Consider the following 19,495-nt stretch of genomic DNA (forward strand, 5'->3'; position numbering starts at 1 on the left):
GCAGCACGGAAACACAAGCGACGGACGGTCGCTATCGAGCCCGTCTGCGCATCCCCGTGAGCAGATATGCGCAGAGCAGTGTGGTCAGCGACAACATCAGCGCGCTGCCCACAGGTTGGGCGACCAGCCGGACTCCGCCGGCCAGATATCGCTCGACACCGAACGGCCACTGCACCAGTGCGAGGTCGCGCAGCCTCCCGGGGAGCCCCGCCGCCGATCGCACAGACGGTCCCTCCAAGGCCTTTTGTACGAGCGGTACGACGACGATCGGCACCGCGAGAACCGCGGCGAGGCCGGCGGTAGTGGACCGGAAGACTCCGGCTGCGAGCACCCCCGCCCAGGCGCAGCCCGCGACCAGTGCCACCCAACTCGTGCTCAGCGAAAGCCAGTCGGCGGGAACTTTTGCGATCTCTTCGCCGTATACCAGGTGGAGGAGCGCGGCGTCGGAGACCAGGACGAGCAGGCTCAGCACAAGAGCGGTGGCGGCCGCGACGATCAACTTGGCGCTGAGCAGCCCCAAGCGGCGGGGGACGGTGCCCCGGTCGGCAGCCAGGGCGGGGTGGCGGAATTCCTCACCGAAGGCGAGGGCGCCGAGCAGTCCGGCGCCGAGCGCTGCGGGCGGCAAGGGGAGTTCCTGGGGCCAGGCGGCCAGCAAGTAAGGCTGCGGCGTGTGACCGCTCCTGGCGAGGAAGACGCAGAGAACGGCGGAGACGGCGAGCACAACGGCCGTCGTGAGGTACCCCGTACCGACACCGGCAGCGCGACGCAGCTCGTAGCGCAGGGGACGGAGAGGGCTGCCGGCGGGCCGAACCGAGATGGGGGGCGGCAGGGGGGACGGCGCCACGGGAATCCGCTGGGCGGCGATGGTGAGGGGGTCCGGGGTGGCGGTGCGGTCGGTGGTGGCGACGCGGGCGGCGGTGGGGAGACGGTCGGTGGTGGCGAGAAGGCCGGCGGTGACGCCGCGGTCGGTGGTGGCGGTGCGGGCCGCGGTGGCGGTGTGGGCCGCGGTGGCGAGACGATCCGTGGTGGCGGTGCGGTCCGTAGGGGCGAGTTGGGTGGCGGTCCCGGACGCTGCCACGGTCTCAGCCTCGGGCGAGGTCTCGACCCCTGCTTCTGCTTCTGCTTCTGCTTCTGCTTCTGCTCCTGCTTCTGCTCCTGCTCCTGCTTCTGCTCCTGCTCCTGCTCCTGCTCCTGCTCCTGCTCCTGCTCCTGCTCCTGCTCCTGCTCCTGGCAGCATGGCGGCTGGCACTGGCGTCTCTGGCGCGGTTGGCGCGGCTGGCGCGGCTGGCGCGGCTGCCGCGGCTGGCGCGGCTGCCGCGGCTGGCGGCTCTGGCGCCCAGTCGCTTCCTGCTGGGCTCCCTCCCGCGTCGCCCGCCGCAGCCGCCGCGTCGGAGGCGTCGATTCCGGGGGCGGACACGGGCTCGGGGTCGGTCACAGCAGCCTCAGCCGCAGGCCCCGCGTCCCCGATTTCGTCGGCGAGTTGATGGACGAGAATTCCGTGCCGGAAAGCCGTCTCTCCGATGTCGGCGCAATTGCTGCCGTACACCGAGAGCCGGCTCCCGTCCTCCTGCACCACCTCGATGGAGCGCTGCCCGGCCCTGGCCTCCTTGGACAGCAGCACGCCGAGCCGAGCCGCGTGCGGACTGCGCACAGCGACCCGGGGGCGCAGCCGGGTGCGGGCGAAGTCCCCGGCCTCCTGGTCGGCCACCAGTCGGCCCGCTTCCAGCGTGACGACGCGGTCGGCGGTCCGTGCGGCCTCCTTGGGGTCGGCCGTGGAGAACAGGACGGTCCCGCCCTGGCCCGCGTGCGCGCGCAGAATCCCGTGCAGCCAGCCGCCCTCCCGAGCCGAGAGCCCGTCGGCTGGCCCGTCGAGGACGAGCGTGTGCGGGTCGGCGAGCAGCGCGCAGGCCAGGCCGAGACGGCGGTCCATGCCACGCGAGAGCGTGCCGAGACGCTGATCTCGAAGGCTGACGAGCCCGACGACTTCGAGTACGTCGTCGGCGCGCTGGGCGGGCACACCGGCGGCCGCGCACAACATGCGCAGCTGACCGCGGACCGTGCGGCCGGGGTGGCCCGGGACCTCACCCAGCAGGACGCCCACCTCGCGTGACGGGTAGGTGATGCGGTGCAGCGGACGTCCTCTGAAGTAGGTGACTCCTCGGCCCTGTTGGATTTCGAGCATGAGCCTGAGCGCCGTCGTCTTGCCGGCGCCCTGCGCGCCGAGCAGTGCCGTGACACGGCCTGTTCGCGCCTCGAACGACACGTCGTCGACGGCGGGCGGCAGCTCCTGGCGGGGATTGCTTGTCAGTCCGATGGCCTGGATCATCGCTTCTCTCGCGGGATGTGCGACCGCTCGGCGGCCAGGGTTCGTCCGCCGGGTCGGGGACGGTCGAACCCCGTGGGTACTTCAGCAAGATAACGCGATATTTCCGGCATTTCGGTCAGGTTGCGGGCTGCGGGTGTCCGCTCGGCGACCAGACCGACAGGTGACCTGCGGGGCGACCCGTGGCGCGCGCCTCAGACCTCGGGGCGCAGCATCGGCGGGTTGAGCAGCGTCGCACCGCCCGCCCGGAAGAGCTGGGCGGGACGGCCCCCCTGGCGAGTGGTGGTACCACCGGTGGGGACGAGGAAGCCCGGCGTGCCGGTCACCTTGCGGTGGAAGTTGCGCGGGTCGAGCACGACGCCCCACACCGCCTCGTACACCCGGCGCAGCTCACCGACGGTGAACTCGGGCGGACAGAAGGCTGTCGCCAGCGAGGAGTACTCGATCTTCGAACGGGCGCGCTCCACGCCGTCCGCCAGGATCCGCGCGTGGTCGAAGGCGAGCGGCGCCGCCTGTTCGCCCTCACGACCGTATCCACCCTGGTTGAGCAGTGCCTCGACCGGCGCCCAGCGCGCGCTGTTCGCATCGCCGCCGGCCCGCGGCGCGGGGAGGTCGGGGGCGAGCGCGAGATGGGCGACGCTGACGACCCGCATCCGTGGATCGCGCTTCGGATCGCCGTACGTGGCCAGCTGCTCCAGGTGCGCGCCGTTCGCCTGGGCCGGGGAGTCCGGATCGTGGGCGCACAGCCCCGTCTCCTCGACCAACTCCCGCGCGGCGGCCGCCGACAAGTCCTCGTCGTCACGCACGAATCCGCCGGGGAGCGCCCAACGACCCTGGAACGGCGACTCGCCCCGGCGTACGGCAAGCGCGCAGAGCGCGTGGCGACGCACGGTCAGCACGACCAGATCGACGGTGACAGCAAAGGGCGGGAAGGCCGACGGGTCGTAGGGCGACATGCCGCGATCATAGTCGTCTGCCTGACGATAATCAGCTCCTCCGGCATCCGATCCCGGCTGGTTTCACCGGGCCCCACGTCAGATTTTGGCCACACGCTCCCCAACCCTCCCCAGGTGAGCCGCGCCCGCCGCAGGCCTCAGCTCCGTAGGTCCTTCCTCCGTCGGTCTGCACCCCCAGCCGCAGTCCGTTCACACCCCGAGCTGCAGTCCGTCGGCCGCTTCCTCGACCATGGCGAGGCCGAGCCTGCTGACACGCACGGAGAACGGGGCGCCCGCGACGCGCAGCGCCGTCAGCCCCAGCTCCCCCAGGGGCGCACTGCGGACGGGGCGCAGCGTCACCGTGCCCGACGGGGCGTCGGGCCGGACCCCGGCGAGCGCCGTGAGGAGGTGCACCCCAGCGGCCGCGGCGGTGGCCGCCGGGCGGCAGGCAGCAGGGTGCGGCAACGGAGCGCCGCCCTCCGTCCGCTGCTCCCCCGCGTACATCTCAGGCAGCCGACAGCCGAACGTCTCCGCCGCCGCCATCACCCCCCGCAGCAGTGCGCTCGCCTCCTTCTCATAGCCCGCGGCGGCCAGACCCGCGACGGCTACCGCCGTCTCATGGACCCGGACCGCCCCGCCACGATGCCCGAAAGGGTTGTACGCGGCTTCCTTGACGCCCAGGCTCCGCAACCCCCACCCCGAGTCCATCGCGGGCCCGCCCAGAAGCCGGGCGAGCTGCTCGGTCCGCACCTTGTCCAGGAGTCCTGGCGCGAGCACGCCCGCCCCGAGCAGGCCCGTGTCGAGGAGGTGCGCGGCTCCCCCAGTGAGGAGGGGCACGGGGCGGCCGTCGGCCAGACAGGCCGCGGCGGGGCGGCCGCCCGCCCTGTCCTCCACCCAGAAGTCCTCCCGGAACGCGCCCCGCATCCGCTCCGCCCACTGCCGCAGGTCGCCGCCGCCCGGCCGGCCGTGCGCGTGGAGCAGGTCGGCGCCGAGCAGCGCGGCCCGGTGGGCATGGGCCTGGGTCTCGCAACGCGCGGGCCCACCGGGATACGGGTCCGGCAGGCGCCCTCCGTCGCCCGCGGCGGCAAGCAGCCACTGCAGGCAACGCTCGGCCGCCGGCAGCAACTCCTCCGTCTCCTGCGTCGGCAGCCCCCAACGCCATGCCTCCGCCAACAGCACCGGGAAGAGCAGCGTCGCCTCGACCCCCGTGCACCCGGGCGGCAGATGCGGTCCCGCGTTCCGCAGCGGCCCCGGGATCATGCCCACCCGCGGTCCCCTGCCCGCGAGTTGACGGCGGGCCAGCGTACGCAGCGTCCCCACGGCGATCCGCGTGCCGAGCGGCAGGGCCATCCGGGCGGCCGCGAGCGCTTCGGCCGGTGCGAGACCGCAGCGCCAAGGCGCCCCCGCGGCCAAGTGGACGTCGGTCGGGTGCTCGGGGTCCCGCAGCAGCAACGCCTGGAGGTCCTCCACGGATCGATCCAGCAGGGTGCGGGCCCTGGGGTCGTCGCCCGCGGCCCGCGCCGTGGCCAGGGAGCGCGACACCCCGTGCCCGACCACCCTCACCGGGCCCGCACCCTCCGGCCGCGCCCGCAGCTCCAGACTCCAGGTGCCACCCGGCGGCAGCTCCACCTCCCAGCGCAACAGCCCCGCGGAGGCCAGCGCGTCCGCAGGCGCCGGGTGTGCGGTAACCACACAGGTGCCACCCGGCGAGGACCAGCGCATCCCGGAGTCGTGGACACTGGCGGGCAGTTCGGGGCCGGTGTTGCCGGAGGCGATCACTCCAAGTTCCGCCAGATCCGTGCCGAGCGACACCTCCACGGGCAACCGCAGGTGTCGACCGGCGGCACTGCGCAGGATGATCCGCTCCGTACCGTCCGCGTACCGGGTCCGCTCGACGACCACGTCCGGATCCGGGCCGCCGTCCGCGGAGGGACGCAGCGTCGCCACGAAGCGGGCATGGTCGGCCGAGAGCATCCGTGCCTGCACTGCGATGGGCTCGCGCCCCGCCACTCGTAGCTGACAGCGGGACAGCAGCCTGCGTCCCGCGCGGTAGAACCCCTCGAGTCCGCGGCCGGTCAACTGCCCCTGTTCCGTGGAGATCGCGAGGGTGGGCATGGCGACACAGATCAGCGTGGCGTGCACGGGCGGCAGCTGCGCGAGGCGACGCGGCGCGTGAGCCTGGGCGGGTCCGCCGGGGTGGGGCGGTGAACCCGGCGCAGCCCTCTGGGGACCTTCTCTGCCGGAGACAGGTGACGGGGCGGGCAGGGGCATGAGGTGGCCTCTTCTGCGCTGTCCGCGCTACGGGAAGTCGGAGGTCGTACGGCGGATCGACCCCGGCACGGGTGTCCCACCGGGCGCAGGTACCGCCACTCAGGTGAACGGACCGGCCCCGCCCCAAGTCACGCCCGCGGGGCGGAAGGCCACTCGCCCGGCCCCTGCCTTCCACGTACGGCATCCCGGACAGCACCCGTCTGCCCCCTCTCCCCCAGTCCCGAACCCCCGCGTTCACGTGTCGTTCCTCGCCGTGCGTCGAATGGTGCGGCTGCGGTTCTGCGGCCCTGTGGTCGGCCTTTCGGTGGTCCGTGAACCGGTGCCGCCCTTCGGGCGCGCGGGGCGGCGGCGTCGAGCGACCCCCACCGGCTCAGCTGCCGGCTCCGAGGGCTCCGAGGGCTCCGCCGAGAGTGGCAGTTCGGTCTGAACCCCCGTCATCCCACGGTCGGTTCGCTCCCTGCGCAAGCAGCGACGGATCGGCTCGGGGTCCAGATCGCCGGTGCAGGCATGGTGCAGGAGCTGCGCGAAGGTGTAACTCGGATCGGCGCACAAGGCCATGTCCAGGGCTTCCTGTCCCTCCGTGGTGTCACCGAGGGACCATGCGACCCAGCCCGCCAGCGACAGTGGTGCCGCGGCATGCTCCCCGTAGGCGCCGACGCAGCGACGGGCCAGGGCCCTCCAGAGACGAAGGGCAGGCGCCCCGGCTTCGCCTTCCATCCACTCCGCGGCCCGATCGCGCGTCGTTCGGTCCTGGAGACCGAGGATCAGCGCCGCGGCCTCGTCGTGAGCCAGCAGTTCGTCATCCTGAAGGTCCGCCTCCAGCCTTTCGCTGACCGACGGCGCGGCGACCATGCGCGCCATGATCCGCCGGGCCAGGTCAAGCGTGTCAGCGGCGACCTCGGCGTGCCCGTCCTCCTCCAGGATCCGGTGCACGATCGCCATGCCTGCCGCGTCGAGTGCGGCCTCTTGGTCCACCGCGGCGGCGGATTCCCATGGAGTGAGTCGGGCCCTCATCTCCCTTGGTGTTGCCCCCACTTGGACGCCTGCGTAGGCGGTGGCCGCAGCCAGCACCGAAGTGCCGGGCCTCAGCAGTGGCACGCCCTCCGGCGGGCAGCACTGCTTGTTCGGACAGCAGTAGGTCCAGAAGCTGCCCGCCGAGATGCACACGACTTCGAACACGGGGACGTCGAGGCTTCCGCAGGCGGTGCGGAGCACTTGTGCCAGCGGTCGCAGGCGCTCCATGACCTGCCGGCCGGATTCGGCGCCGACCGGTTCCGCGCACAGGAAGGCGACGATGCCGTCGGGCCGGGCTCCGCGCCGCTCACACCCGCCCACCAGGCACTGAGCGAGCTGCTCTGCGATGGGCGGCCAGTCCTCCTCGCGCCCGGGAATGCCGAGGCGCACCCGCCCACCGAACCGCCCCCGCTCGCCGTGCAGAGCGATGAGGACGACGCTCTCCTCGGGCCTGAATCCGAGCAAGTACGGCAGAGCATCCGCGAGTTCGGCCGGAGTGCGCAGGGTGACCAGCGTCTCGTCGATGGAGCCGATGGGATCGGTGGGATCGGTGGGATTGATGGGGTCGGTGGGGTCAGGTGCACCGGTCGAGTCGCTGGAATCAGTCGAGTCGTTGAAGTTGGCCGCGTGGATGGAGTTGGTCGAAGGGGTGGAGTCGGTCGAGTGGATGGAGTTGGTCGAGTCGATCTGGTCGTTTTGCTCGCTGTGGTTCGCCATGTGCCGACTCTCCCGCGGATCACCAGATTCCGGTTTGCCCTGTGGATAACTACGATCAGGGGCACGCCAAGAGTTATCCACAGCTCGGCGGACTCGTTCGCCTAATGTCAGACCCATCGGGTTGCATGGGGGCATGAGCAACGAAGATCTGCGCACGGCGGCCGATGCCGTACTCGCCCGCCTCGTCGGCGGCCCCGCGCCCGCAAGCGGCGAGGAGGCACCGTCGGACGGCCCACGACTGCGTGAGGACCAGTGGCGCGCGATCGAAGCGCTCGTCGCCGAAAAGCGCCGGGCACTGGTCGTGCAGCGCACGGGCTGGGGAAAGTCCGCCGTGTACTTCGTCGCGACCGCGCTGCTGCGGGAGCGGGGCAGCGGCCCCACCGTGATCGTCTCCCCGCTGCTCGCGCTCATGCGCAACCAGGTGGAGTCGGCGGCACGAGCCGGGATCCGTGCCCGCACGATCAACTCCTCCAACACGGAGGAGTGGGAGACCATCCAGGGCGAGGTGGCCTCCAGCGACGTGGACGTTCTCCTGGTCAGCCCGGAGCGGCTGAACAACCCGGACTTCCGCGATCAGGTCCTGCCCAAGCTCGCCGCGGCGACCGGCCTGCTCGTGGTCGACGAGGCGCACTGCATCTCGGACTGGGGCCACGACTTCCGGCCGGACTACCGACGGTTGCGCACCATGCTCGCCGACCTGCCGCCGGGTGTCCCCGTCCTGGCCACGACCGCGACGGCCAACGCGCGCGTGACGGCCGACGTGGCCGAGCAGCTCGGTACCGGCGGCAGTTCGGACGCGCTTGTGCTGCGCGGCGCCCTCGACCGGGAGAGCCTGAGCCTGAATGTTCTCCAACTCCCCAATGCCGCACACCGGTTGGCGTGGCTCGCCGACCACCTGGACGAGCTTCCGGGCTCAGGGATCATCTATACGCTCACCGTGGCCGCAGCCGAGGAGATCACCGCCTTCTTGCGTCAGTGCGGGCACACCGTCACCTCCTACACCGGAAAGACGGAGAACGCGGACCGCCAGCAGGCCGAGGAGGATCTGCTCGCCAACCGCGTGAAGGCCCTGGTCGCCACCTCCGCCCTGGGAATGGGCTTCGACAAGCCCGACCTCGGCTTCGTGGTGCACCTCGGCTCCCCCTCTTCCCCGATCGCCTACTACCAGCAGGTCGGCCGTGCGGGCCGCGGTGTCGACCACGCGGAGGTGCTGCTTCTTCCGGGCAAGGAGGACGAGGCGATCTGGAACTACTTCGCCTCGCTCGCCTTCCCGCCCGAGGAGCAGGTCCGGCGCACGCTTGACGTGCTGGCGCAGGCGGGCAGGCCGCTGTCGCTGCCCGCCCTGGAGCCATTGGTCGAGCTGCGCCGGTCCCGCCTCGAGACGATGCTCAAGGTCCTCGACGTGGACGGCGCGGTCCGACGCGTCAAGGGCGGCTGGACCTCCACGGGGATGCCCTGGGCGTACGACGCCGAGCGCTATGCCTGGGTCGCCAAGCAGCGCCAGACGGAACAGCAGGCGATGCGTGATTACGCCACCACTCCCGGCTGCCGGATGGAGTTTCTGCGGCGGCAGTTGGACGACGAGGCAGCCGCCCCCTGCGGCCGCTGCGACAACTGCGCGGGAGCGCGCTTCACCGACGCCGTGTCCCCCGGGGCGCTCGACACAGCGAAGGGCGAACTGGTCCGCGCGGGCGTCGATGTCGAACCCCGGAAGATGTGGCCGACCGGCCTCGCCGCGGTCGGCGTCGACCTCAAGGGACGTATCCCCGCCGGGGAACAGGCCTCCCAGGGCCGGGCATTGGGACGGCTGTCGGACATCGGGTGGGGCAACCGGCTCAGGCCCATGCTCACCCCGCAGGCCCCTGACGGGCCGGTGCCCGACGACGTGGCGAAGGCCGTGGTCGGCGTGCTCGCCGACTGGGCGAAGGGCCCCGGCGGCTGGGCCTCGGGCAGCGCCGACGCCCCACCGCGACCGGCCGGCGTCGTGACCATGTCCTCGCACACCAGGCCCCAGCTGATCCAGTCACTGGGCGCGCGGATCGCCGAGGTCGGCCGCCTTCCCCTCCTCGGCTCCATCGAGTACGCCCCCGGTGCCGATACGGCGCATGTGCCGAGGACCAACAGTGCCCAGCGGCTGCGCGCCCTCGACGGAACGCTGTCCGTGCCCCCCGAGCTGGCAGCGGCGCTCCAGGAAACGGCCGGCCCCGTGTTGCTCGTCGACGACCTGACGGACAGCGGCTGGACCCTGGCGGTGGCCGCGCGCATGCTCCGCCGAGCCGGAGCCAAGGGGGTGTTGCCGCTGGTCCTGGCTGTACAGGGCTGACACAAGGGTCAAGGTGGCGTGCCCTGGGCAGGGATATAGCAGGCGCATTACCAGATAGCGGTCGGCGGCCCCAATTGCTCGTTGCCGCAGGGCAGTCCGACGGGAAGAATTGGTATCGCTCCCCGCGCGGCTCCCCGTGGCCCGGTAGGACTGTGCCGCGGTGCGCTCCCCCAGCCCGATCCCGCCCTCTGGGCGCGTAGCCGAAGGGAGGACCGTGACCTTCGGATTCGCTCCGTCCGCCGCGGCATCGATGTCGGAGTCTTCGACGTCGGCCGAGATGTCCGCCGATTCCGCCAACCGACTGGCCCGGATGCTCGAGCCCGCGGAGTGGTCAGCCGCGGGAATTCCCCTGCTGCGCAACCCGCGTGAGGTTGTCAGTGGGCTGCACGCCCGGCATCGCCCGACGCCCGCGACAGCCGTCGTCGCTGTCCTCGATCCGGAAGAACGGCTCCGGGCGAGCGCTTCGTTCCCCCGGCGGCCGAGCGTGGCGGACGGCTGGGTCTTTCGTAACGCGTTGCTCGCGCAGCTGCGTCGGGTCATCCCGCACGATTTGCGGCGCCGCACTCCGGTGCGCACCGCCGTCCTGCTCTACTGCCGTGACGGTGACGCGCGTTGGACCCAGGAGGACGGGGCGTGGATGTGGGGGCTGCGGGACGCCTGCACGCTGCACGGGCTGCGGTGCGGCGCCTACATCACGCTGACGCGTGACGGCTGGCAGGTGCTCGGCGAGGGTCGCGGCGGCCGTCGCCCCAGTTCCGGCTCGGACCCCGAGGCCTTCGCCGAAACCGATCCGCCGCCACCGCGCACCGGCGGCGCCGCGTCCGACGTACTGCGCCGAGCGGCGGCACGCTGAGGCGTCCGCCGCACCACCCGCCGCGAGGCGGGCCACAGGCATGGACCGGAGCGCACCGTCGCCCGCGTCGCGCGGTACGCGGCGCACACGCTCAAGGCTCACCCGGCCATGCCACAGACACCGGCCGCTCCGCGTCCGACTCCATCCACCCGGCATCGAACGCCGGGCAGCCGAAGCCAGAGCCCGAAGCGCAGATGTCAGACAGCGAAGGTCAGACAGCGAACGTCAGACGCCCGCGCCGAGCATCGCGTTGATGCGCTGCGGGTCACCGCAGACGATCAGCAGGGCTCCGGCCCGGGTGAGCGCCGTCGGCAGCGCGCCGACCGCGGTCTCCTCGCTGCCGCCGTTGATGGCGACGACGACCACGGGGCGGGACACGGCACGGTCCAGGGCGGCGGCGTCGGCGTAGAAGACGTCGTCGCCCGCGTCGTGCTGAGCCCAGTAGGAGGCCTCGCCGAACGACAGCTCGTGCGTGGCCCACGGGTGCGGGTCGCCGGTGGTGATCACCAGCACCTCACCCGGAGCGCGGCCCGAGTCGAGCAGCAGGTCGAGGGCTTCCTCGGCGGCGTCGAGCGCCCCCTCGGCGGAAGCCGGTATCAGCTGGATCTGCGGAACCGAAGCACCGGCATCCGTGGCGGACCCCGCGGGGGGACCGGCGGGAGCGGCGGAAGATCCGGAAGCAGCCGGGGCGGACGGCCCGGGCTTGGCGGCCGGCTCACGCGACGTGAACTGCGCCGGCGGCGTCGGCCGGGCGGGGCCCGGTCGGCCAGGACGCGGCGCAGCCGCGGGACGCGGGCCGGGTACGGGGCGGGGGGTCGGCGTGATGCGGCCACTGGCCGGGGTCACGCGGGGACCCTGGGCACTCTCGTGAATCTGAGGCTCCTCGGGACTGAGAGGCATGCGTTGTTGTCTGTCAAATGCCGGTGCGCGTGGCACCGGCGGGTGGCACTTGAGTGCGAGTGGAACTGCCGGAAGTCTCAGAAATCGAAGCCGAGCTGGCCCTCGATTTCCGGAACACTTCCATCCGCCCAGCTGCGGGCCTTCTTGAGGTGCCGCCACTGGGGCAGCGCATCAAGATACGCCCACGACATCCGGTGGTACGGGGTGGGCCCCCGCTCCGCCAGCGCGGCCTTGTGCACCGGCGACGGATAGCCGGCGTTGGCCGCAAAACCGAAGTCTGCATGTTCGATACCCAGTTCGGCCATCATTTTGTCGCGCCGAACTTTGGCGATCACCGACGCCGCGGCGACGGCCACACAGGACTGGTCGCCCTTGATCACCGTACGGACCTGCCAGGGAGTCCCGAGATAGTCGTGCTTCCCATCGAGGATCACCACTTCCGGACGCACCGGCAGCGCATCCAGGGCGCGCACGGCGGCGAGCCGCAGCGCGGCGGTCATCCCCATGTCGTCGATCTCCTCGGGCGAGGAGTGCCCCAGGGCATAGGCCGTGACCCAGCTCTCCAGCACCCCGGCGAGCGTGGTGCGCCGCTTGGGAGTGATCAGCTTGGAATCGGTGAGTCCTTCGGGCGGCCTGCGCAGTCCCGTGATCGCCGCACATACGGTGACCGGTCCCGCCCACGCGCCGCGCCCGACTTCGTCGACTCCGGCAACGATCTTCGCTCCGGTGGTAGCGCGAAGGGAGCGCTCGACGGTGTGGGTGGGTGGTTCGTACGGCATGGCGCCATCAGCCTACGCCGCCGCATAGCGCCCGCGACACCCAGGGCTACCGACGAAGCACGACCCGCGACGCCCAGACCCATCCGGGACTACCGACGAAGCAGCGGAACCATCACCTGGTCGATCAGTTCGGCGAACTCCTCGTCCCCCCATTCGCTCCCGCACACCTTGGAGCGGTACATCATCATCGCCGGAATGACGTCGCATACGTTGGAGTTCGCGGCGTCGGCGCGCACCTCTCCGCGCTCGACTCCCCGGCGAACGACCTCTTTGATCAACTCCACGCTCGGCCCGATGACCCCGTCGAAGATCACCCCATGGAATCGCTCGGCCGCCACCGTGTCGCACTCGTGAAGCACCGCGCGGAGAGCGAATCCGGGCCGAGAGAACATCGACTCACGCATCTGCCGGCACAGCTGGAGGAGATCTTCCCTGACCCCTCCGCAGTCCGGCGTGGAGTCGAGTTTGGGAAGGCCGGCCCGCAGAGCGTCCACGACGAGGTCCTCCTTGGAGGGCCAGCGGCGATAGACGGCGGCCTTGCCGGTCTGAGCGCCCGCGGCCACGCCTTCCATCGTCAGGCCGTTCCAGCCGACTGTGCTGAGCTGCTCGAGCGTGGCCTCGAGGATCGCCCGTTCCAGGACGGGGCCCCGGCGGCGCAGGGAGGCCGGTTGAGCGGATGCGGCGCTCCAGCGCGAAGTAACCATCGATATCTCTCCGTTGGAGTACTTGGAGTGCGAGGCAGTGTCAGTGAACGGTTGCGTTCACTGATGGGGAGTCACTACCGTTGACGCGACAGTGAACGGGGGCGTTCACTAACGCACTTGTGGGGGACCCATAGTGACAACCTCTCAGTTAGGTAAAGATCAAGAACCCGGCGCCGCCCGCCGAGAGGGCCGGCCCGGTATCGCCTTGACCGTCATCGCGGCCTGCCAACTCATGGTGGTCCTCGACGCGACGATTGTGAACATCGCGCTCCCGCACATTCAGGACGCGCTCAAATTCTCCACCACCGACCTCACTTGGGTCGTCAGCTCGTACACGCTGACCTTCGGCGGTCTGCTGCTTCTCGGCGGCCGGGCCGGTGACATCCTCGGCCGCCGCCGGGTGTTCATGACCGGCATCCTGGTCTTCACCCTCGCCTCGCTCCTGGGTGGATTCGCCCAGGAGCCCTGGCAGTTGCTGGCCGCGCGCGCCCTGCAGGGCGTAGGCGGCGCGATCGCGTCACCGACCTCCCTGGCCCTCATCACCACGACGTTTCCCGAAGGTCCCGAGCGCAACCGCGCCTTCGGCGTCTTCGCGGCCGTCTCCGCGGGTGGCGGCGCCATCGGCCTGCTGGCCGGCGGCATGCTCACTGAGTGGCTCGACTGGCGCTGGGTGCTGTTCGTGAACGTACCCATCGGCATCCTGATCGCCTTCCTCACCCCGCTCTACATCAGCGAGTCCGAGCGCCACCCGGGCCGTTTCGACATCGCGGGCGCCCTCACGTCGACCCTCGGCATGGCTTCCCTGGTCTACGGATTCATCCGGGCGTCCGAGGACGGCTGGCGCGACAACCTCACCCTGGGGTCGTTCGGCGCGGCGATCGTGCTGCTCCTTGCCTTCGCCCTGATCGAGAGCCGGGCGAAGGAACCGATCACTCCGCTGAAGATGTTCGCCGACCGCAACCGCTCGGGCTCGTACGTGATCATGCTGAGCCTCGCTGCGGCGATGTTCGGGATGTTCTTCTTCATCGTTCTCTTCGTCCAGAACGTACTGAACTACACCCCGATCGAGGCAGGCCTCGCCTTCCTCCCGGTCACGGTCGCGATCGCGGCGGGCGCGGGCATCTCCCAACGGCTGCTTCCGGTCCTCGGTCCCAAACCATTCATGGTGACCGGCTCGGCCATCGTCGTTCTCGCACTCGGCTGGCAGACCTTCATCAGCCCGGACAGTTCGTACGCGAGCGGAGTGCTCGGCCCGATGGTGCTGTTCGGCTTCGGCATGGGCCTGAACTTCGTGACCCTGACACTGACAGCCGTCTCCGGAGTGGCCCAACACGAGGCGGGCGCGGCATCAGGGCTGCTCAACGCGACTCAGCAGGTGGGCGGTTCGCTCGGCCTCTCCATCCTGACCACGGTGTTCGGCACGGCGAGCCGCGACGAGGGCAAGGAACAGATGGCGGACTTCATGGCGAACGCTTCGCCGGAACAGAAGGCCGCCTTCGCCAAGACCGGCGAATTGCCCGCGCCCTGGGGTCATGAAGTGCTCTCCCAGGGGATCTCGACGGCCTTCATACCGGCCGTCGCCATGGCCGTACTCGCCCTGGTCACCGCCCTGGTGCTTGTCCGGGTACGCAGAAGCGACATGGACGCGTTGTCCGGTACGGCGAGCGCGGCGGGGCCTGCGGGCGGCTGACGGGGGCGAGCGTGCGACGGGGCGTGCGTACGCGCCGGGCCGTCCTCGGCGGCGGGGAGGGGGCGGCCCGGTACTCGCAGCCCCCCTCCGCCGCCCCGGACGACCACAAGCGGCTCAGCGGTACGAGGTCTCCTCGCCGGCGGATGCGCAGTCCTCCGAGGGTGCCGTGGGCGGCCGGTCCTCGATGATCTCCCTGGCCCGCGCCTCTCCCAGCTGGTGGCGTACCAAGGGCCGGCCTCGGATCCGAGGCCGTTCGCGATGCCCTCAAGGGCGCAGGAGCGCAAGGGCTCCGGCAGTCCGTCGACGGCGGGAGCGGCATCGGCGGACAGCCCCCGCGCGTACTCCAGGTCGAACTTCCCGGTGTCCTCGTAGCGCTGGACACTGCGCTCGGCGATGAGACCGTCGGGCGAGAGAAGCCCGAAGACCAGCACACCGGCCGCGGCACTCGCGGCGACGGCGCGCGGCAGAGGTCGCGCCCCATATTCCGGCCGCCATGATCAGCACGATGACCACGCCGAGCCAGAGCTCTACGGCCACGACGGAGACCCGCAGCCTGGTCAGGCCGTACGCCTCGACGTACATGTCCATGCGCCGCACCGCGGAGGCGACGACGACGAGCGTGAGGGCACAGAGCGTCCCGAGCACGGCCCGCACCAGACCTCGGTCGCGTGCCCCGTCCCGTGGGGCCCAGCGCAGGGCGAGGACGATGACGACCAGGGTGAGCAGCGTGGCGAGCAGCAGCAGGTTCCTCAGGCACGTCGCCGTAGCTGTCCACTCGTGGAGTCCGTGGCGGTTTTCCTGCTGAATCTCTGACTGAACCCGCTGGTGGATCCTCCACATCGGATGGCTCAGGCATGGACGGTGTTTCGGACAAGGGACCCACTCCCGGCCGGTCCGCACGTGCAGCAGACGGCACGCGCGCGTGGCGGGGCCGACGAGCGACCGCCATCTCGTTGAGGACACACAAGTCATGATCAACTCGTGGCCTGCCGGCCAGATTGGCCGCAAGGCCGACGACGACCCCCGCGCCGGCCACGCTGTGGCATGGCCGTGACAGCCACACGGGAACCCCGACTTCAGCCCGCCTCGTCCGGCACCCAGCCGGGCAACACCTCGGTCCGCTCCAGCCACTCCCCGGAAGGCGCCCCGCCCTCGCCGGAAGCGACCACGCCACCCACGATCGCGCAGGTCGTGTCCATATCGCCGCCCACCTGGGCGGTGGACCAGATGGCCCGCTCATAGGCGCCGAGGCCGCGAGCGGCCGACCACAGCGCGAACGGCACCGTGTCATGCGCCTTCGTGCGGCGGCCGCACCCGAGGACCGCGGCGACGGTCTCCGCGTCTCCGTAGTCGAGCATGTCCCGAGCGCGACGGAGGCCCGCCCCCACGGCACTGCGGGGCACGAGGTCGATGACGCCGTCGAGCAGTGCCTTCGGCGCGGGCGGCCCAGCGGGGTCGGCGGCCAGTGCCGCGGCGCCCGCCACCGCCATGGCCCCCACGACCGCCTCACGGTGCTGATGCGTGGGGTAAGCGGAGATCTCCGCCTGGTGCGTCGCCTGTTCCGGATCATCCGCGTACCAGGCGCCGAGCGGGGCGATCCGCATGGCCGCCCCGTTGCCCCACGAGCCCTGGCCCTTGAACAGCGCGGAGGCCAGCTCCCGCCAGTCCCCGCCCTCCCGGACCTGCCTGAGCAGCCGGTTCACGGCGGGGCCGTAGCCGCGGTCGAAGTCGTGGTGCTCGGCGAAGGACAGGGCCAGGGCGTCCTGGTCGATCCGGTCGTGGCGGACCAGGATCGCGACCACGGAACAGGCCATCTCGGTGTCGTCGGTCCACTGCCAGGGGCCTGGGGGCGCTTCCCGGCGCTTCAGCAGCGGGTAGTTCGCGGGCACGAAGAACTGAGAGCCCAGCGCGTCCCCCACCGCCAGTCCGCGCAGGCTGGCCAGAGCGCGGGCCAGGCGCCGGTCGGGAGAGGAGTCAGCGGTCATCGCCCTGCCACTCTATCCGGTGACGCCGTAGGGTTCGGGTTCGCGCCAGCGTTCGAATGGCCGGTCCAGTGTGTACTTGCCGTCGTCGCCGAGCACCAGCGTCCTCATCTCGCCGTTCCCGGGGTTGGACAGCGACTCGAACTCCGCCACCGACCAGTGGAACCAGCGCATGCAGAACAGCCGCATGGTGAGGCCGTGGGTGACAAGAAGGACGTTCGGTGGATGGTCCGGAGCCTCGAAGCTCCGGTAGAGGCTCTCCAGGAACGCGCCCACCCTGTCGTAGACGTCGGCTCCTGACTCGCCCTGGGCGAAGCGGTAGAAGAAGTGCCCGTACGCGTCGCGGTACGCCTTCTGTAGCCTGACGTCGTCCCTGTCCTGCCAGTTTCCCCAGTCCTGCTCCCGCAGCCGCGGCTCCTCGCGGATCCGTACCAGCTCGGGGTCGAGCCGCAGGGCCCGGAAGGTCTCGTGGGTGCGGCGGTAGGGCGAGACGTACACGCTCACCCGCTCCTGGCCGATGGCCTCCCGTAGCTGCTCGCCCGTCTCGTCCGCCTGCCGCCACCCCTTCTCGGTGAGCGCCAGCGCGTGATCGGGTTCGCGTTCGTACACGGTGTCGTCGGCGTTGCCGGCCGACTCGCCGTGCCGGAGAAGGAAGATGCGCTGCGGACGTGCCATACGGAAACCCTAGATCGGGCGCTCCCGCGCGGCTCAACCGGTCGGCCGCCCGGGCTCCATCCGGCGTATGAGGCCGCCGCCCGCGTCGCGGCCCGCCGTCACAGCCCGCCGTCGCGGAAGGTCATCGCGCGACGTCACACCGTCCACGACGGCTCCAGTTCCACGATGTCACCGGCCAGTGCCGCGACATCGGCCTCCGTCTGGGCACGCAGCGAGAGGCGCTCCACCCGCTCCCTGCGGTACTTGCCGTGTTCGGCGGCCGACAGCCACATCGAAAGGACGAGGAACTCGTGCCCGGGTGCCTCGCCGAAGAGCCCGCGCACCATCCCCGGCGAGCCCGCCATCGCCGGATTCCAGACCTTCTCCTGCATGAGCGCGAAGTGCTCCACCCGCGCCTCACGGACCCGGCAGTGCGCCACCCGAACCACGTCGGCGTCCGCGAAGCGCGGCTCGAAGCCCGTCTTCACGTCGAAACGGTGATCGAAGAGCTTGATCTGGATGTCCTTGAACGTCCCTGACTGCGTGGCGGCCAGCCGGTCGTGGGAGCGTGCCATGAAGGAGTCATAGAAAGCCCGGCTCTCCCAGAAGCCGAAGACGTGCGCCACGCCCGGCCGCTCCCGGCTCCACCCCCCGCCCTGTCCCCGGAACCCCGGCTCCCCCAGAAGCCCCGCCCACTTTCGCTGTCCACGCTCGAACCCCCGTCGGTCCACCACGGTGCAGCGAATCCACTTGACCAGCACGGCGCCATCGTACGGCGCGGAGCGTGGCCCGGGTCACGCTCCGGCGTAGTGCGCCCTGATCAGCTCGGCGCGATCATCGGCGTTCAGTTCAATGCCGAACTCACGGTCGAGAACATCTCCCAACTCCTCGGCGGATACGTCGCGTTCGTCCGATGTGCCATCCGGTCGCGTCACCGTCAGGCGCTCGCCGACCAAGGTGCGGCGCACCTTGGGAGCGGCCCTCTGGATCACCGGGCGGCGGATGAACGACGACATGGGGTGGGTCGATGTGTAGTGGTTCATCACTACGTAGTCGACGAAAAGGCGTTCTTCCAGCGTGTATTCGTAAAGGTCGAACCAGCCCTCCGCATGCTCAGTCCGCAACACCCGCGCACCGTCTGCTTCTTGGACGATCCCGAACCGCCACTCTCCTTGTCGCACGTCTTGCCGTACGTCACCCTCGCCCCCCATGGGGATCGGTTCGAGCAGCCCTTCGGCGCCGAAGCCGACATCACAGTGCCACTGTCGGCCGTCCGCCTCGACCTTCAGGAGCATGTGGGTCACCGCGCGACGCGACGAGGCACCCGCCCTGACCCTGGCCCCCAGACCCGTGACGGCGAAGCCGATCCGGTCCAGGGCAGCGGCGAACAGGAGGTTCTGCTCGTAGCAGTAACCGCCTCTGCGCTGCCGCACCAGCTTGTCCTGCAGCGCCCCCAGATCCAGCGGCACGGGCCTGCCCAGCATCATCTCCAGGTTCTCGAAGGGGATCGACGCCGCATGCGCCCGGTGGAGCGCACGGAGGGTGTCGAAGTCGGGTTTCGCCTCTCCCTCGTGGCCGACCCTGGCCAAGTAGGCCTCGATGTCCAGTTCTTCCCCGTTCCACGTCATGGGGACAATGATCCACAGGACTGTGTCCGTGCGCCAACAGCCTTGCCGACCGGCGAACTTCAGTGATGTCAGTCATGCGTCGTAGCGTGTCTGTTGGACATGCCTAGAGCATCGGCGTCAGCGGGGACTACGAGGAGGGGGATCTCTGGTGAGCAGTGTCAGCAAGGGAATTGAGAAGGTCGAGGTGGGGCTCAAGTGGGATCCGAGCCCGCTCGGCTCAGCCTCGCACGACCTCGACATCATCGCCGCGACCTATACGGCGGACGCTCCGTACGACAGGCCCGCGTACCTGGTGCATTTCGACAGCCGTGCCCCCGACGGGACGATCACCCTCAACAGGGACAGCCAGACAGGTCAGGGCTTCGGCTTCGACGAGGTCATGACCTTGGAGCTCGACCGGCTCGCGGCCAGGTACGCGCGCGTGGTGGTCGGTGTGGCCATACAGCCTCACGAGGAGCGACAGGTGTTCGGCGATATCCCGAACACGTCCGTACGCATCCGCCATGGGTACACGGACCTGGCCCTGAGCGACCTCTCCGATGTCTCCGGGTACACGGCTGCCACCGTCGCCGAGTTCACCAGGGACGAGTCGGGCGCGTGGGCCTTCCGCGAGGTCATCCGCGGTTTTGACGCGGACCCGACGTCCTTCGCGGCACTGATGGGCGGCGCGCTCTGAGAACGCGGTGAGGGGTTGGCGGAGCCGGACGGCTCCGCCAACCCCT

15 protein-coding genes and 1 pseudogene are annotated in these 19,495 nt (G+C 70.7%); 4 read left to right on the top strand and 12 right to left on the bottom strand.

Annotated elements, in window-relative coordinates:
• Positions 1 to 31 precede the first annotated feature (31 nt).
• The 4 genes from ACZ5WE_RS28320 to ACZ5WE_RS28335 all read right to left on the bottom strand — a co-directional run bounded on the left by ACZ5WE_RS28320 (position 32) and on the right by ACZ5WE_RS28335 (position 7,260).
• Positions 32 to 2,326, bottom strand: coding sequence for an ATP-binding cassette domain-containing protein (locus tag ACZ5WE_RS28320; protein WP_467688441.1), 2,295 nt, complete (start codon positions 2,324 to 2,326; stop codon positions 32 to 34).
• A gap of 191 nt (positions 2,327 to 2,517) precedes the next feature.
• Positions 2,518 to 3,279: an NUDIX hydrolase gene (locus ACZ5WE_RS28325; protein ID WP_467688443.1), complete on the bottom strand. Its 762-nt coding sequence runs from the start codon at positions 3,277 to 3,279 to the stop codon at positions 2,518 to 2,520.
• A 189-nt stretch (positions 3,280 to 3,468) separates the two neighbouring features.
• Positions 3,469 to 5,373 carry a glycogen debranching N-terminal domain-containing protein gene (locus ACZ5WE_RS28330; RefSeq protein WP_467688576.1) on the bottom strand — a complete coding sequence of 635 codons (1,905 nt, stop codon included), beginning with the start codon at positions 5,371 to 5,373 and terminating at the stop codon, positions 3,469 to 3,471.
• A 390-nt stretch (positions 5,374 to 5,763) separates the two neighbouring features.
• Positions 5,764 to 7,260, bottom strand: a complete 1,497-nt coding sequence (locus ACZ5WE_RS28335) for a DUF4192 domain-containing protein (RefSeq protein ID WP_467688445.1) — start codon at positions 7,258 to 7,260, stop codon at positions 5,764 to 5,766.
• A gap of 133 nt (positions 7,261 to 7,393) precedes the next feature.
• On the opposite strand from ACZ5WE_RS28335, the gene ACZ5WE_RS28340 reads away from it, so the two are divergent.
• Positions 7,394 to 9,583, top strand: a complete 2,190-nt coding sequence (locus ACZ5WE_RS28340) for a RecQ family ATP-dependent DNA helicase (RefSeq protein WP_467688447.1) — start codon at positions 7,394 to 7,396, stop codon at positions 9,581 to 9,583.
• Positions 9,584 to 9,797: 214 nt separating this feature from the next.
• Entirely contained in the window at positions 9,798 to 10,436 is a 639-nt protein-coding gene (locus ACZ5WE_RS28345; protein ID WP_467688449.1) for a hypothetical protein, read from the top strand.
• A 225-nt stretch (positions 10,437 to 10,661) separates the two neighbouring features.
• Here the strand turns inward: ACZ5WE_RS28345 and ACZ5WE_RS28350 are convergent, their stop codons facing one another.
• From ACZ5WE_RS28350 to ACZ5WE_RS28360, 3 genes are all read right to left on the bottom strand, one after another.
• Positions 10,662 to 11,336, bottom strand: a complete 675-nt coding sequence (locus ACZ5WE_RS28350) for a hypothetical protein (protein WP_467688450.1) — start codon at positions 11,334 to 11,336, stop codon at positions 10,662 to 10,664.
• A gap of 77 nt (positions 11,337 to 11,413) precedes the next feature.
• Positions 11,414 to 12,115 carry a ribonuclease HII gene (locus ACZ5WE_RS28355; protein WP_467688452.1) on the bottom strand — a complete coding sequence of 234 codons (702 nt, stop codon included), beginning with the start codon at positions 12,113 to 12,115 and terminating at the stop codon, positions 11,414 to 11,416.
• An 89-nt stretch (positions 12,116 to 12,204) separates the two neighbouring features.
• Positions 12,205 to 12,819: a TetR/AcrR family transcriptional regulator gene (locus tag ACZ5WE_RS28360; protein WP_467688453.1), complete on the bottom strand. Its 615-nt coding sequence runs from the start codon at positions 12,817 to 12,819 to the stop codon at positions 12,205 to 12,207.
• A gap of 133 nt (positions 12,820 to 12,952) precedes the next feature.
• Between ACZ5WE_RS28360 and ACZ5WE_RS28365 the strand changes: the two genes are divergently transcribed.
• A complete protein-coding gene (locus ACZ5WE_RS28365) occupies positions 12,953 to 14,509 on the top strand; it encodes an MFS transporter (RefSeq protein ID WP_467688455.1) in 1,557 nt (518 codons plus the stop codon).
• Positions 14,510 to 14,623: 114 nt separating this feature from the next.
• Here the strand turns inward: ACZ5WE_RS28365 and ACZ5WE_RS28370 are convergent.
• The 5 genes and pseudogenes from ACZ5WE_RS28370 to ACZ5WE_RS28390 all read right to left on the bottom strand — a co-directional run.
• Positions 14,624 to 15,250, bottom strand: a pseudogene (locus ACZ5WE_RS28370) (DUF4153 domain-containing protein); the annotation flags it as partial.
• Positions 15,251 to 15,585: 335 nt separating this feature from the next.
• Positions 15,586 to 16,494 carry an ADP-ribosylglycohydrolase family protein gene (locus tag ACZ5WE_RS28375; protein WP_467688457.1) on the bottom strand — a complete coding sequence of 303 codons (909 nt, stop codon included), beginning with the start codon at positions 16,492 to 16,494 and terminating at the stop codon, positions 15,586 to 15,588.
• A 12-nt stretch (positions 16,495 to 16,506) separates the two neighbouring features.
• Positions 16,507 to 17,166, bottom strand: coding sequence for a histidine phosphatase family protein (locus ACZ5WE_RS28380; protein WP_467688458.1), 660 nt, complete (start codon positions 17,164 to 17,166; stop codon positions 16,507 to 16,509).
• A gap of 134 nt (positions 17,167 to 17,300) precedes the next feature.
• Positions 17,301 to 17,906 (bottom strand): YdbC family protein, encoded by a 606-nt coding sequence (locus ACZ5WE_RS28385; protein WP_249587319.1) that lies wholly within the window; start codon positions 17,904 to 17,906, stop codon positions 17,301 to 17,303.
• A gap of 33 nt (positions 17,907 to 17,939) precedes the next feature.
• Positions 17,940 to 18,773 (bottom strand): arylamine N-acetyltransferase family protein, encoded by an 834-nt coding sequence (locus ACZ5WE_RS28390; protein ID WP_467688461.1) that lies wholly within the window; start codon positions 18,771 to 18,773, stop codon positions 17,940 to 17,942.
• A 148-nt stretch (positions 18,774 to 18,921) separates the two neighbouring features.
• Between ACZ5WE_RS28390 and ACZ5WE_RS28395 the strand changes: the two genes are divergently transcribed.
• On the top strand, positions 18,922 to 19,449 hold the full coding sequence (locus ACZ5WE_RS28395) for a TerD family protein (protein ID WP_467688463.1): 528 nt from the start codon (positions 18,922 to 18,924) through the stop codon (positions 19,447 to 19,449).
• Positions 19,450 to 19,495 lie beyond the last annotated feature (46 nt).

This window comes from Streptomyces sp. NPDC033180 (assembly GCF_055577645.1).